Raw genomic sequence first — 12,572 nt, 5'->3', positions numbered from 1 at the left:
TATGGTCAGCCGGGTGAGACCGCTCGATCAGCTCAGGACCACGGTGGACTTCGACGGCGAGGACTACGGCCTGGCCCGCACCGTGGTGGCGGTACGGGTTGCCGTCGTCATCTCGATCGGCGTGTTGCTGGCGATCGGGCCCCAGTGGGTCCGTCAGCACACGGCGGCCACCGTCGCGGTGTTGGCCGGCGCGATGGTCTACGCGGCCGTGGTGATGGCCTATCCGCAGCTGGAGGTCCGGCGCACCCGGTACTCGTGGCTGGTCACCGCCTTCGACTCGGCGTTCACGCTGGCGCTGATCGCCCTGAGCGGGGGCGTCTACAGCCCCGTGGTCGCGGTGCTGGCGCTGGCCGTCATCGCCTCGGCGGCGCGCCTTTCCTTCGGCGAGACCCTGCTGGTCGCGCTGCTGTTGGGCGCCGCCTACATCCTCGTGGCGCTGATCTCGTCGCCCGAACGGCCGGTCAGCCCGGCTCCGGCGCTACAGGCCGGCTGGTGGGCGGTGTACCTGCTCTTCGTCGCGATCATCACCGCGGGGCTGTCCGCGCTCGCCGAACGCGAACACCGCTCCCGGGTGCGCGCGCTCGTAGAAGCCGAGGCCGAGCACGCCGCCGCCGAGGAGGAGCGTGACCTGCGGGCCCGCCTGCTGCGGTCCTACCAGTCCCAACAGGACGGCCTGCAGGTGCTGGTGCACGAATTCCGCACTCCCGTCACGTCTTTGGAGGCGCTGACCGAGGCGTTGACCGCGAAGCCGCCGATGTCGCAGGCGGATCGGGACACCAGTCTGCAGCTGGTGGCCCGGCACGTGCATCACCTGAGCGACATGCTCGATGCCCTCTCCGATGTCGCGCTGAGTCGCCGGCCGACGTTCTCGGCCGGCCGGGTCCGCCGGGTCGACGTGGCAGACCTCATCGTTGCCGCCGCCGACGCCGTCGGCCTCGCGGCACCGCGGTTGCGGCTGAGCGTCGGCGGCGACGTCGGCGCCGTGACCGTCAACGCCCAGGGGCTGCGCCGGCTGCTGACCAACCTCCTGGAGAACGCCTCCCGGCACGGCCGCCGGGAACCGGTCGACGTCACCTGCTCACGCGACGGCGACGAGGTGGTCTTCACGGTGGCCGACCGGGGCCCGGGTATCCCGGCCGAAAACCTCGGCGAGCTGACCGCCAAATACGTCAGCGCCGGCGGCCAACGCGGCACCGCGGGCCTCGGCCTGTGGATCGTGCAGCAGATCGCCGAGGCGATGGGTGGCCGGGTCGACTTCGCCGCGCGCGACGGCGGCGGCCTGATCGCCACCTTCCGCGCGCCGATCGCCTGACCGGGCAGTCCCGCGCGCTGGCCCGCGCAGGCCAGCGATTGGCACTCGGGTCAGTGCCGCGCCGCCCTCGCGCTGGCCAGCATGGGTGCGAAGCGGCGGTGACGTGCACCACAGCACACCGCCAGAAAGGCCCCCACGATGACCGCTCCCACGACCGCGCCCACCCACAAGGACATCGACCTGAGCGCCCGCGAGTTCTGGGCGAAACCCCCGGAAGAGCGCGACGCCGCCTTCGCGGTCCTGCGCGCGGAGAACCCCGTGCCGTGGAGCCGTCCCGCGGAGTCTGACCTGCTGCCCCCCGAACTCAACACCAGGGGATTCTGGTCGCTGACCAAGCAAGACGACATCCGGATGGCCAGCCGCCACCCGGAGATCTTCTCTTCGGCCCAGGGCATCACGATGGAGGACTTCGCCCCCGAGGCGGTGGAGATCGCGCAGTCGTTCATCGCGATGGACGCCCCGCGCCACACCCAGCTGCGGGGCATCACGACGGAAGCCTTCAAGCCCAAGAACGTGCGCCGCCTGGAAGGCTGGATCCGGGGCCACGCCCACGACCTGGTCAGCGAGATGGCGCACCTCGGTGCAGGGGACTTCGTCCAACTCGTGTCGGTCAAGCTGCCGGGCCGCATCTTCGGCAGCTTCTTCGGGCTGCCCGAGGGCGATCTGCGGGACAAGGCCGTCACGGCCGCCCAGCGCCTGGTGGGGTGGACGGACCCGAACATCCGCGGCGAGCAGAGCGAACTGGAACTGTTCATGGGCGCCGTGATGGACCTGCACGAGGTGGCGACGGTGTTGATCCCGCAGCGGCGGGCCAATCCCGGCGACGACCTGATGACCTGGATGGTGCAGGCCGAGTTCGACGGCAAGAAGATGACCGACGACGAGCTGAAGGCGTTCTTCGTGTTGATGGGCGTCGCGTCCAACGACACCACCCGCCACGCCTCCGCACATGCCATCGCCGCCCTCTCCAAGTTCCCCGAGCAGCGCGCGCTGCTGGTCGAGGACGTCGAGGGCAGGGTCGGCACCGCCGTGGAGGAGGTGCTGCGCTGGGGCTCGCCGCTGCTGCACATGCGCCGCACCGCCACCCAGGACATCACCGTCCGCGACTCCGAGATCAAGGCCGGCGACAAGGTGGTGCTGTGGTACTACTCCGGCAACCGCGACGAGGACGTCTTCGACAATCCGCATTCGTTCGACATCCTGCGAAACCCGAACCCGCACATCGCCTTCGGCGGTGGTGGGCCGCACTTCTGCCTGGGCGCGGCGCTGGCGCGCACCATGCTCAAGGCCTTGCTGACCGAGGTCTACACCCGCATCCCGGACATCTCGGCGCCGGAGCCGCAATACGCCCTGGCCAACTTCATCAACGGCGTCAACAGCCTGCCGGCGACCTGGACGCCCGAGAAGCGCTGACCTCGAGGAGTTTTCGATGAAGACCAAAGCCGCGGTGTTGTGGGGGCTGCACCAGAAGTGGGAGGTCGAAGAGGTCGACCTCGACGGGCCCAAGGAGAACGAGGTCCTGGTCAAGATGGCGGCCGCGGGCCTGTGCCACTCCGACGACCACCTGATCACCGGGGACATGCCGATGCAGTTGCCGGTGGTGGGGGGTCACGAGGGCGCCGGCGTGGTCGTCGAGGTCGGCCCGGGCGTCACCGACGTCGCCGCGGGCGATTCGGTGGCGCTGAGTTTCATCCCGGCCTGCGGTCGATGCGAACCGTGTTCGCGCGGCATGAGCAACCTGTGCGTGCTCGGGGCCGCCATCATCGCCGGACCGCAACTCGACGGCACGTTCCGGTTCCACGCCAAAGGCCAAGGGCTCGGCCAAATGTGCGTGCTGGGAACGTTCTCCGAATACACGGTGGTGCCGCTGGCCTCGGTGATCAAGGTGGACCCGTCCACCGCGCTGGACACCGCCGCGCTGGTCGGCTGCGGGGTCACGACCGGCTACGGCAGCATGGTCCGCACCGGTGAGGCGCGGGACGGCGATGCCGTGGTGGTCATGGGGGTGGGCGGGATCGGAATGAACGCGGTGCAGGGCGCGCGGATCGCCGGAGCCCGCGTCATCGTCGCCCTCGATCCCGTCGAGTACAAGCGCAGCCGCTCTTTTGAATTCGGCGCCACCCACACGGCGGCGACGGTGGCCGAGGCGCAAGAGCTGATCGCCGACCTGACGCGCGGCCAGATGGCCGACGTCTGCGTGGTCAGCGCCGACTCGGCCGAGGGGGCCTATGTCGCGCAGGCGCTGAGCCTGGTCGGCAAGCGCGGCAGGGTGGTGATGACCGCGATCCCGCACCCGGCCGACACCTGCGTCGACATGTCGTTGTTCGATCTGACCCTGTACGAAAAGCAGGTCCGTGGATCGCTTTTCGGATCGTCCAATCCGCGCCACGACATACCCCGGATGCTCGACCTCTACCGGGCCGGTCGATTGAAGCTCGACGAACTCGTCACCCGCGAGTACACCCTGGACGACATCAACACCGGCTACGCCGACATGCATGCCGGCGTGAATCTGCGCGGGTTGATCCGGTTCTGAACCGGGCCACCGATGATCGGCCTGATCACCATCGTCGCCATTTTCGCTGCCCCGCTCGGCATCCCGGCCGGGGTCAGCGCCGCGCACCACGCCGCCGACGGATGGCGTGGTCTCGCGCGATGGCGCCGACGGATCCGATGACGAGAGCGAGGACGACATGACTGGCATTCCGCACTATCCGATGTACATCGACGGGCGGTGGCGCGACACCTCGAGCAGGTCGGAGGTGCGCGACCCCGCGACGAGTCAAGTGGTCGCGACCGTTGCCCGCGGCGACGTCAGCGTGGCCGACGAGGCCGTCGCCGCGGCGCACGCGGCACATGCCTGCGGTGTATGGCGGTTGACGCCCCCGGCCGAACGCGCCCGCATCCTCGACGCGATCGCGGACAACCTCGCCGCGCGGCTCGACGAGCTGACCGTGCTGCAGGTACGCGAAAACGGTGCGACCGCACGGTCGGCGGGCGCGTTCCTGCTGGGCTACTCGATCGCCCACCTGAAATACTTCGCCTCCCTGGCGCGCTCGTATGCATTCGAGGAAACCGGACCGTTGATCCAAGCGCCGACGCTGGCCGCCGGTGTGCTTCGCCGCGAGCCGGTCGGCGTCTGCGCAGGCATCGTGCCGTGGAACTTCCCGTTGCTGCTGGCGGTGTGGAAGCTGGGCCCCGCGTTGGCGGCGGGCAACACGATAGTGCTCAAGCCCGACGAGCAGACTCCGCTGACGTTGCTCGAACTGGCCAGGGCGGCAGACGACGTCGGTTTGCCGGCGGGGGTGCTGAACGTCGTCACCGGGCCCGGCCCGGTCGTGGGCGCCCGGCTCGCCGAACACCCCGATGTTCGCAAGGTGGCCTTCACCGGCTCGACCGAAGTCGGCAAGGCCGTGATGCGCGCCGCCGCCGGCAACGTCAAGAGGGTCACCCTCGAGCTGGGCGGCAAGGGCGCCAACATCGTCTGCGACGACGCCGATCTGGACCTGGCGGTCGACGGCACGCTGTTCGGATTCCTGCTGATGTGTGGTCAGGCCTGCGAGTCCGGTACGCGGCTGTTGCTGCACGAGTCGATTCACGACGAGTTCGTGCGACGCCTGGTCGCCCGCGCGTCCACCCTTGTCGTGGGCGATCCGATGGACCCGGCCACCGACGTCGGCCCGCTGATCTCGGCCAAACAGCAAGCGCGGGTGGAGAAGTACATCGCGCTCGGCCAAGAGGCGGGATGCAAGATCGCCTTCCAGGGCACGGTTCCCGCCGACGCGCGGTGGGCCGACGGTCATTGGGTCGGGCCGACGATCCTGACCGGGGCCACCAACGACATGCGGGTGGCCCGGGAGGAGATCTTCGGGCCGGTGCTCGTCGTGATCAAGTGCGCCGACGACGCCGAGGCGGTCGCGATCGCCAACGACAGCGAGTACGGATTGTCCGCGGGCGTGTGGAGCACGGACAACGAACGCGCGTTGGCGATCGCGCGCGAATTGGAGTCCGGCACGGTGTGGATCAACGACTGGCACATGGTCAACGCGATGTTCCCCTTCGGCGGTGTGAAGCAAAGCGGTCTGGGGCGGGAATTGGGACCCACCGCCCTCGACGAGTACACCGAGCAGAAGTTCGTGCACGTCGACATGACCAACGACCGCGCCAAGCGGGTCTACGCCGTTGTCGTGTCCGCCCCCGCAACGGCCTGATCGATGTACCCGGCCGCCCACGCCAAGAACGGTCCCGACCGGCCCGCCGTCGTCCTCGCCGAGACCGGGGAGGTGCTGACCTACCGGCAACTCGACGAGAATTCCGCCGCGCTGGCGCGGCTGCTCTACGACGCCGGGCTCCGCCGTGGCGATGTCGTCGCGCTGCTGTCCGACAACGCCGCCGAGGTGTTGGAGGTGTACTGGGCGACGCAACGATCGGGCCTGTACATCACCGCCGTCAACCACCACCTCACGGCGCAGGAGGCCGCCTACATCGTGCGTGACTCGGGTGCACGCGCGCTGATCGCCTCTGCTGCGCTGGCCGACCTGGCGGCCGAAGTCGCCGCCCGGGCCGGCGGCCCCGGACTGCGGCTGGCATTCGGCGGCGCCGTCCCCGGTTTCGCCTGCTACGAAACCGGTCTCGCGGGGGCCGGCCCGCGCCTGCGCGAGGAGCCGTCCGGGGCGGTGATGCTGTACTCCTCCGGCACAACCGGATTCCCCAAGGGCGTCAAGCCCCCGCTGCCGGACCGTCGCGTCGACGAACCGGGCGATCCGATCGTCGCGATGGCGAGCCACGTCTACGGGATCGACGTCACCGACGTCTATCTGTCTCCGGCGCCCGTCTACCATGCGGCACCCCTGCGATGGTGCGGCATGGTGCAGGCGCTCGGCGGAACGGTGGTGCTGGCCAAGAAGTTCGACGCCGAGGCCACCCTGCGGTATATCGAGCGGTACCGGGTGACCGTCGCCCAGTTGGTCCCCACCATGTTCGTCCGGCTGCTCAGACTCGACGAGACCATCCGCGGCCGTTACGACCTGTCGAGCCTGCGGATGCTCATGCATTCCGCCGCGCCCTGTCCCGCCGATGTCAAACGGGCGATGATCGAGTGGCTGGGCCCGATTCTCTACGAGTACTACGGCTCCACCGAAGCCCACGGCCTGACTTACATCGACTCGAAGCGCTGGCTCACCCACCCGGGGTCGGTGGGACAAAGCGTGCTCGGCACGCTGCACATCTGCGACGACGAGGGAAACGAGCTACCCGTCGGTGCGGTGGGCACCGTGTACTTCGAACGCGACCACTTACCGTTCGAGTACCACAATGATCCCGACAAGACCGCCGCGGCCTGCCACCCCGAACATCGGTTCTGGACCACCGTCGGCGACGTCGGCTACCTCGATCCCGAGGGATTTCTGTACCTGAGCGACCGCAAGTCGTTCATGATCATCTCCGGTGGCGTCAACATCTATCCCCAGGAAGTGGAGAACGCCCTCGCGCTGCACCCCGCAGTGCTCGACGTCGCGGTCATCGGGGTGCCCCACCCCGAAATGGGCGAGGAGGTCAAAGCCTTCGTCCAGCTGACACCCGGGATGAGCGGAACGGACTGCCTCGCAAGAGAGCTCATCGAGTACGTCCGCGATCGTATCGCCCACTACAAGGCGCCCCGTTCGGTCGAGTTCGTCGACGACCTGCCCCGGACGCCGACCGGTAAACTGGCCAAAAACCAGCTGCGGCAGGCGGTTACGGCCCGAAGTTAGTGCCGCTCGTCAGCTGTTCCCATTTCGCGATCTCGGTGGCGCGCGTGTCCGCGACATAGCGGTAGATGGCCAGCGCGTCGGGTCCGAGCAGCAGGAAACCGGGCGGCTCGCTCGACTCGACCGCCGCGATGATCGCGGTGGCCGCCTTGGCGGGGTCGCCCGCCTGGTTCCCGTGCATGGTGTCGTTCTCCTTGCGGCGCTGCCCCGCGGTGCCCGCGTAGTCGTCGATGACGGTGGCCGACTGGACGAGCGACCGCCCGGCGAAATCGGTGCGGAACGCACCCGGCTCGACGATGGTCACCGAGATGCCCAGCGGGGCAAGCTCACCGCGCAGCGCGCCGCTCATGCCTTCGACCGCGGCTTTGGCCGCCGCGTAGTAGCCGGAGCCCACCGGGGTTACCGTTGCGCCGATCGAGGAGATGTTCACGATCGCGCCGCTGCGGCGCGCCCGCATGCCCGGCAGGACCGCCTTGATCATCGCGACGGTGCCGAAGAAGTGCGTCTCGAACAGGGCGCGCACGTCGGCGTCGTCGCCCTCCTCGACCGCGGCGCGGTACCCGTAGCCGGCGTTGTTCACCAGTACGTCGACGCCGCCGAACCGGTCGTCGGCCTGCCGCACAACCGAGGCGACCTGTGCGGGGTCGGTGACGTCAAGAGCCGCCGCCAGCACCCGGTCCGGCACGGCAGACGCCAGGTCGGCGACCTTCGCGACGTCGCGCGCGGTGACGACCGCGTTGTGGCCGGCCCCGATGACGGCTTCGGCAAGCGCGCGACCGAGTCCGGTCGAGCATCCGGTGATCAGCCAGGTGGACATACGGGATGGCTCCTTCTCGCCGAGACGCAACTGGTACCGTGAAATGTTTTGTCAGACTACGGTACTGACTTGGACAGGTCACTCGTCGTGCGGCCGTCGATATGGCCGCCACTTCAGGCGTGCGAATCGCGCCACCATGCGCGTATCTGCCGGGGGCCGCGGCTTGACTGGTCCTGCCGGTGGCCATGTACGACGCTGCCGGGGTTCTTGATATCAGCGGGGTCGGTCGGCAGGACGTACCAGCTCGCCCGCGTGTACGCCAGGGCAGCGTTAACCGGTGATAGGCCCCCGACGTCGGGTACCCAAGGTGGGTTCCGATCGTCGTCCAACTCGATCGCGTCGACTACATCCCTCGTCGGGAAGTCGCGGGGGATGACGAAAGCATCGTACGAGGGTGGTCCGACACCCGGCGTCGGCTTTCGGCGGGCAATTCTTCCCTTCGATCCCGGGACGAGGCCTTCATAATCGACTATCGTCCGACTCGAGGAACTGATCAGGCACCGGTGAAGGAAGCAGGCAGTGCGGACGCTTGAAGGCGTTCTGGCCAGACACCCGTTCTTCCGCGGGATGGACCCGCGCTATTTGGAGTTGGCGGTCGGGTGTGCGGCAAACATGCGCTTCGCCGCGGGTGACTTGATCTTCCGCGAGGGCCGCCCCGCTGATCACTTCTACCTCATCCGCGCCGGCAGGATCGCGCTCGAAACCGCCGTTCTGGGCCGTGGCAGCTTGACGGTGCAGACACTCGGAGACGGAGACATCCTCGGATGGTCGTGGTTGGTGCCGCCGTACAACTCGCGGTTCGACGCGCGCGCCGTCGAGACGACGCGCGCCATCGGTTTCGACGGCAAGTGCCTGCGCGACAAGTGCGAAGAGGACCACGAACTCGGGTACGAGCTGCAGAAGCGTGTGATCGCGGTTCTCGGAGAGTATCTCGATGCGACAAGGTTCCGGCTCCTAGACATCTATGCCGATGTCATCGGATAAGGACGGACCGGCCCAGGGACGGGCCCTCAGCCGTCGAACGCCGGGCCGTCGAAACGGTCACGGGTAACGAACTCCGCAACCGCGCGCCGCCGCAGCTTCGTCAGTTGCCGCACCGGCTTGCCGAGCGGCACGATCGCGGCAACCGCGTGCTGATCCGGGATGCCTAGCAATTGGCGAACGTGCGCCTCGGCCGCGATGGCCATCGTGGTGATCGTCCCGCCGTAGCCCTCGTCGCGGGCGGCCAGCAGGACATTCCATACCAGCGGATATACGGATGCCCCGCTGGCCAGGCCGACGCGGCTCAGATCCTGATCGACGGCCGCGACCACGGTCAAATCGACCGAAAAGACAAGCACGACCGGCGCTTTCACGATCGGCGCGACGAACGTCTCGGGGATTTCCGTTCGGTCGATGATGTCCTGCGGCACGCCGCTGGGATGGATCGAATTCCAGGGGTTTTCACCCGCCTGGAGCTGGGCGAAGTAGCGGCGGGCGGCGGCCGTACCCAGCTCGGCGAGTCGGCGACGGACGTCCGGGTCGCGCACCACGGTGATGTGGGCGCCCTGCCGGTTGCCGCCGCTCGGCGCGAACCGGGCGCTGTCGAGGATGCGCCACAACACCTCGTCGGGCAGCGTGTCGTCGGTGAATTCCCGCGCCGCGAAGGTCGTTCGCATGACGTCATAGAGCTCCATGGCCGCGTCACGCGCTCACGGAGGCGCAGCGCTCCAAACGGAAGGTGCGCTCGAAGCCGGCGGGGCGCGTCGTCAGGGTGACCTCGACGGCCCCGCTGGGAGTGATGACGTAACGCTCCTCGACGTCCGGGCCGTCCTTCCACCGGCCGACCGGCTGGCGCCCGAGGTCCTCCTGATCGCGCAGGGCCGGGTCGAAGGGGAAGAGCACCGGATCGTAAGGCGTCACGTCCCCGTCGGGCCGGCCGTTGACGACGCGGCTGCACTCGACGAACCGGAAGTGTCCGATGTTGTGTGCCGCCCGATAGGTCCGCCTGACCACCAGCGGGGTCTGGCCGTCGGCCGGCAGTGAGACGTCCTTGCACACGATCGGGTCGAACACGACGCCGGCACCGGCCTCCGCCTCGCGGAAGACCCCGAAGTTGCGCGAGAAGCGTTCGGACAGGGCGAAACCGGCCGCTTTGTCCAAAAAGACCGCCAACCCGATGGCCGTCGCGGCGAACGGGTGCGGCGAACGCTTCACCCGCTTATCGCCGAAGGTGGTGCGCAGCATCCGCGAAACCAGCGGGAAGGCTCCGGCGCCGCCCACGACGTAGATGCCCGCCACCTCGGACCACGTCACGTCGTACAGGACGCGATCGAGCAATTCCGCCGTCTTGTCGACGAGCGGCGCGCAGGCCGAATAGATGTCGTCGATGGGGCAGGAGAACGGGGGCCGGTCCACGGCGGAAAGGTCGGCCAGGAAGCGCCGCGTCTGTGGCCCGATGGCCTCCTTGCGGGCCACGCATTCCTCTCTGAGCAAGTCGAGCGTGGCGGGATCCGCCGTCTGCAGATCCGACCGGGAGACGACGAGCCCGAGGATCGCCTCGTCGAAGTCGTCGCCGCCGAGCCGCTGAATGCCCTCGCTGATCACCACTTCATGCGCGTGGCCGGTCATCTTCAGCAGCGAGGCGTCGAAGGTGCCCCCGCCGAGGTCGTAGATCAAGACGTACTCACGCTTGGCGGTGATCGTGGAGCGGTACCGGTGGGCATATTCCAGGCTCGCAGCCGACGGCTCGTTCAGCAGCGCGACGACGTGGAAACCGGCGGCAACGAAGGAGTCCAGTGTCAGCAGGCGTTGGGCGCTGGAAGCATTGGCCGGCACGCTGATCGCGGCCTCGATGGTCTCGCCCGGGGCAAGGCCGGCATTCGAACGACGCTGTAGGTCGCTTTTCAGCTGGGCCAGCAAGCCGGTGAGAAGGTCGGCCAGTCGATGGTTGCGGCCGGCCAGGCTGACTTCGGTCTGCGGCCCGGCCTCGGTGAGGAGGCGCTTGAACGATCGGAGCACCGACCATCCCGACTCGTGGCGGACCGCGGCGGCGTCCAAACCGAACCGCAACTCACCGGCGGCGTTGGCGGCGATCAGCGAAGGCCAGGTATCGACTCCGTCAAACGAGACGACGGGGTAGTTGCCCCGGTCGACGGCCGCGACGACGGTGTGTGTGGTGCCAAAGTCGATGCCGACCCTCATCGCGCAATTTTAGGACCGCGCCGGGGGCCTGAAACAAGCTTTCTGCCCGGCGCGCCGCGGCCCGACGGGTCCTCGAGTGAGCGGCCACCGGTCGCATCTTCCGATGACTTTGGCCCCTAGGCCGCCGCGCTCGGCGCGGAGACGATGACCGGATCGAAGAAGATTTGCGTTTGTTTCCAGGAGGCACCGTGATCGAGATGCTTCGCGGCTTTCCCGACGACGTGGCCGCGTTCGCCATTCATGGGCACGTGACCAAGGCCGATTACGACGCGGTGCTGATACCCAGCTTCGAAGACAAACTGACCCGGCACAAAAAGGTTCGGATTTATTGCGAAATCGCATCTGATTTAACCCTTCTCGGGCCGAGCGCGGTGTGGGCGGATTCGAAGTTCGGAGTGGACCACTACTTCGACTGGGATCGGTGCGCGGTCGTCAGTGACCTGCCATGGGTGAAGCATGTGGCGAAACTGACTGAACTCCTCGGATTCCTATGGCCCGGGAGGTACCGAACCTTTTCGAACGCCGAGGCCGAAAAGGCACGCCAATGGATTTCCAAACCCGGCGGTAGGCGCGGGGCCGCATGAAACTGCGCGACTCCATTTGTTGCTGCACGGCGATCCTGGCCGGTCTGCTGGCCGGCGCGGTACTCGCCCGCCCGCCACTGGCGAACGCGGATAACAAGCGGCTCAACGACGGAGTCGTCGCCAATGTCTACACCGTCCAACACAACGCCGGTTGCACCAACGACGTGCGGATCAACCCGCAACTGCAGCTCGCCGCGCAATGGCACACCGACGATGTGCTCACCAACCGCGCGCTCGACGGCGACATCGGCTCCGACGGCTCGACACCGCAGGATCGGGCGAATGCCGCGGGCTACGGGGGCAGCGTCGCCGAGACCGTGGCGATCAACCCGGCGCTGGCTATCAGCGGGCTCGAGGTGATCAACCAGTGGTACTCCAACCCCGCCTACCTGGCGATCATGCGAAATTGTTCCTACACGCAGATGGGGGTGTGGTCGGAGAACAGCCTGGACCGCAGTGTCGTCGTGGCGATGTACGGCGCACCCGGCGCTCGGGCGCCGAGATGAACCTTCACCGGCTGACCGGTCCTGCCGCGGCTGCCGTCCTGCTGTGCGGCGGCGGGCCACCCCCGGCGCGGGCCGATGCGGTGGCCTACCTCGTCAACGTGACGGTGCGCCCGGGCTACAACTTCGCCAACGCCGACGCCGCCTTGGCGTACGGGAACGGCATTTGCGAGAAGGTGCGGGCGGGGGAGCGCTACGCGCAGATCATGGCGGAGGTCAAAGCGGACTTCGGCAACTCCGACGAGTATCAGGCGTCGTATCTGATCAGCCAGGCCGTCGGTGAATTGTGCCCCGCGCAGATCTGGCAATTACGGCAATCGGCCGCCGGATATCTTCCCCCCGGGGCCGCGCCGCGATGACAACACCGGTCGGATATCTCAGCCATTCGTATTGTTGTGGATGTTGTTCGGGCCAGGTGCATTTCGC

General features: G+C 67.9%; 12 protein-coding genes. 9 read left to right on the top strand and 3 right to left on the bottom strand.

The genetic code is table 11. The features are described 5' to 3' along the window. Positions 1 to 13 precede the first annotated feature (13 nt). From U8D42_RS14905 to U8D42_RS14885, 5 genes are all read left to right on the top strand, one after another. Complete coding sequence (locus U8D42_RS14905) at positions 14 to 1,312, top strand: sensor histidine kinase (RefSeq protein WP_322859851.1); 1,299 nt, start codon at positions 14 to 16, stop codon at positions 1,310 to 1,312. Between the two features lie 138 nt (positions 1,313 to 1,450). Beyond that, positions 1,451 to 2,725 carry a cytochrome P450 gene (locus U8D42_RS14900; RefSeq protein ID WP_085238776.1) on the top strand — a complete coding sequence of 425 codons (1,275 nt, stop codon included), beginning with the start codon at positions 1,451 to 1,453 and terminating at the stop codon, positions 2,723 to 2,725. A gap of 16 nt (positions 2,726 to 2,741) precedes the next feature. Then, the gene (locus U8D42_RS14895; RefSeq protein ID WP_322859852.1) at positions 2,742 to 3,848 is read left to right on the top strand and encodes an NDMA-dependent alcohol dehydrogenase; all 1,107 of its coding nucleotides are present in this window, start codon (positions 2,742 to 2,744) and stop codon (positions 3,846 to 3,848) included. A gap of 157 nt (positions 3,849 to 4,005) precedes the next feature. Continuing rightward, positions 4,006 to 5,523, top strand: coding sequence for an aldehyde dehydrogenase family protein (locus U8D42_RS14890; RefSeq protein WP_085238815.1), 1,518 nt, complete (start codon positions 4,006 to 4,008; stop codon positions 5,521 to 5,523). A gap of 3 nt (positions 5,524 to 5,526) precedes the next feature. Next, positions 5,527 to 7,062 carry an AMP-binding protein gene (locus tag U8D42_RS14885; protein ID WP_322859853.1) on the top strand — a complete coding sequence of 512 codons (1,536 nt, stop codon included), beginning with the start codon at positions 5,527 to 5,529 and terminating at the stop codon, positions 7,060 to 7,062. On the opposite strand, the gene U8D42_RS14880 is transcribed toward U8D42_RS14885, so the two are convergent. Further along, entirely contained in the window at positions 7,046 to 7,876 is an 831-nt protein-coding gene (locus U8D42_RS14880; RefSeq protein ID WP_322859854.1) for an oxidoreductase, read from the bottom strand. The genes U8D42_RS14885 and U8D42_RS14880 overlap by 17 nt on opposite strands. A gap of 519 nt (positions 7,877 to 8,395) precedes the next feature. Between U8D42_RS14880 and U8D42_RS14875 the strand changes: the two genes are divergently transcribed. Then, positions 8,396 to 8,860: a cyclic nucleotide-binding domain-containing protein gene (locus U8D42_RS14875; RefSeq protein WP_090422942.1), complete on the top strand. Its 465-nt coding sequence runs from the start codon at positions 8,396 to 8,398 to the stop codon at positions 8,858 to 8,860. A 26-nt stretch (positions 8,861 to 8,886) separates the two neighbouring features. On the opposite strand, the gene U8D42_RS14870 is transcribed toward U8D42_RS14875, so the two are convergent. Together U8D42_RS14870 and U8D42_RS14865 are read right to left on the bottom strand one after the other, a co-directional pair. Then, on the bottom strand, positions 8,887 to 9,552 hold the full coding sequence (locus U8D42_RS14870; RefSeq protein WP_322859855.1) for a nitroreductase family protein: 666 nt from the start codon (positions 9,550 to 9,552) through the stop codon (positions 8,887 to 8,889). 7 nt (positions 9,553 to 9,559) lie between these two features. Then, positions 9,560 to 11,059 carry an Hsp70 family protein gene (locus U8D42_RS14865; protein WP_322859856.1) on the bottom strand — a complete coding sequence of 500 codons (1,500 nt, stop codon included), beginning with the start codon at positions 11,057 to 11,059 and terminating at the stop codon, positions 9,560 to 9,562. Between the two features lie 197 nt (positions 11,060 to 11,256). On the opposite strand from U8D42_RS14865, the gene U8D42_RS14860 reads away from it, so the two are divergent. From U8D42_RS14860 to U8D42_RS14850, 3 genes are read left to right on the top strand one after another with little or no spacing between them, the layout of a single operon-like run. Then, positions 11,257 to 11,643, top strand: coding sequence for an STAS/SEC14 domain-containing protein (locus tag U8D42_RS14860; RefSeq protein ID WP_322860165.1), 387 nt, complete (start codon positions 11,257 to 11,259; stop codon positions 11,641 to 11,643). Further along, positions 11,640 to 12,149 carry a CAP domain-containing protein gene (locus tag U8D42_RS14855; protein WP_322859857.1) on the top strand — a complete coding sequence of 170 codons (510 nt, stop codon included), beginning with the start codon at positions 11,640 to 11,642 and terminating at the stop codon, positions 12,147 to 12,149. Before U8D42_RS14860 ends, U8D42_RS14855 begins: the two co-directional genes overlap by 4 nt. Then, a complete protein-coding gene (locus U8D42_RS14850; RefSeq protein ID WP_322859858.1) occupies positions 12,146 to 12,505 on the top strand; it encodes a DUF732 domain-containing protein in 360 nt (119 codons plus the stop codon). Before U8D42_RS14855 ends, U8D42_RS14850 begins: the two co-directional genes overlap by 4 nt. Positions 12,506 to 12,572 lie beyond the last annotated feature (67 nt).

It is taken from the genome of Mycobacterium europaeum (genome assembly GCF_034555895.2).
GTDB classification, from domain to species: domain Bacteria; phylum Actinomycetota; class Actinomycetes; order Mycobacteriales; family Mycobacteriaceae; genus Mycobacterium; species Mycobacterium europaeum.
This window is presented reverse-complemented; position numbering and strand designations above follow the sequence as displayed.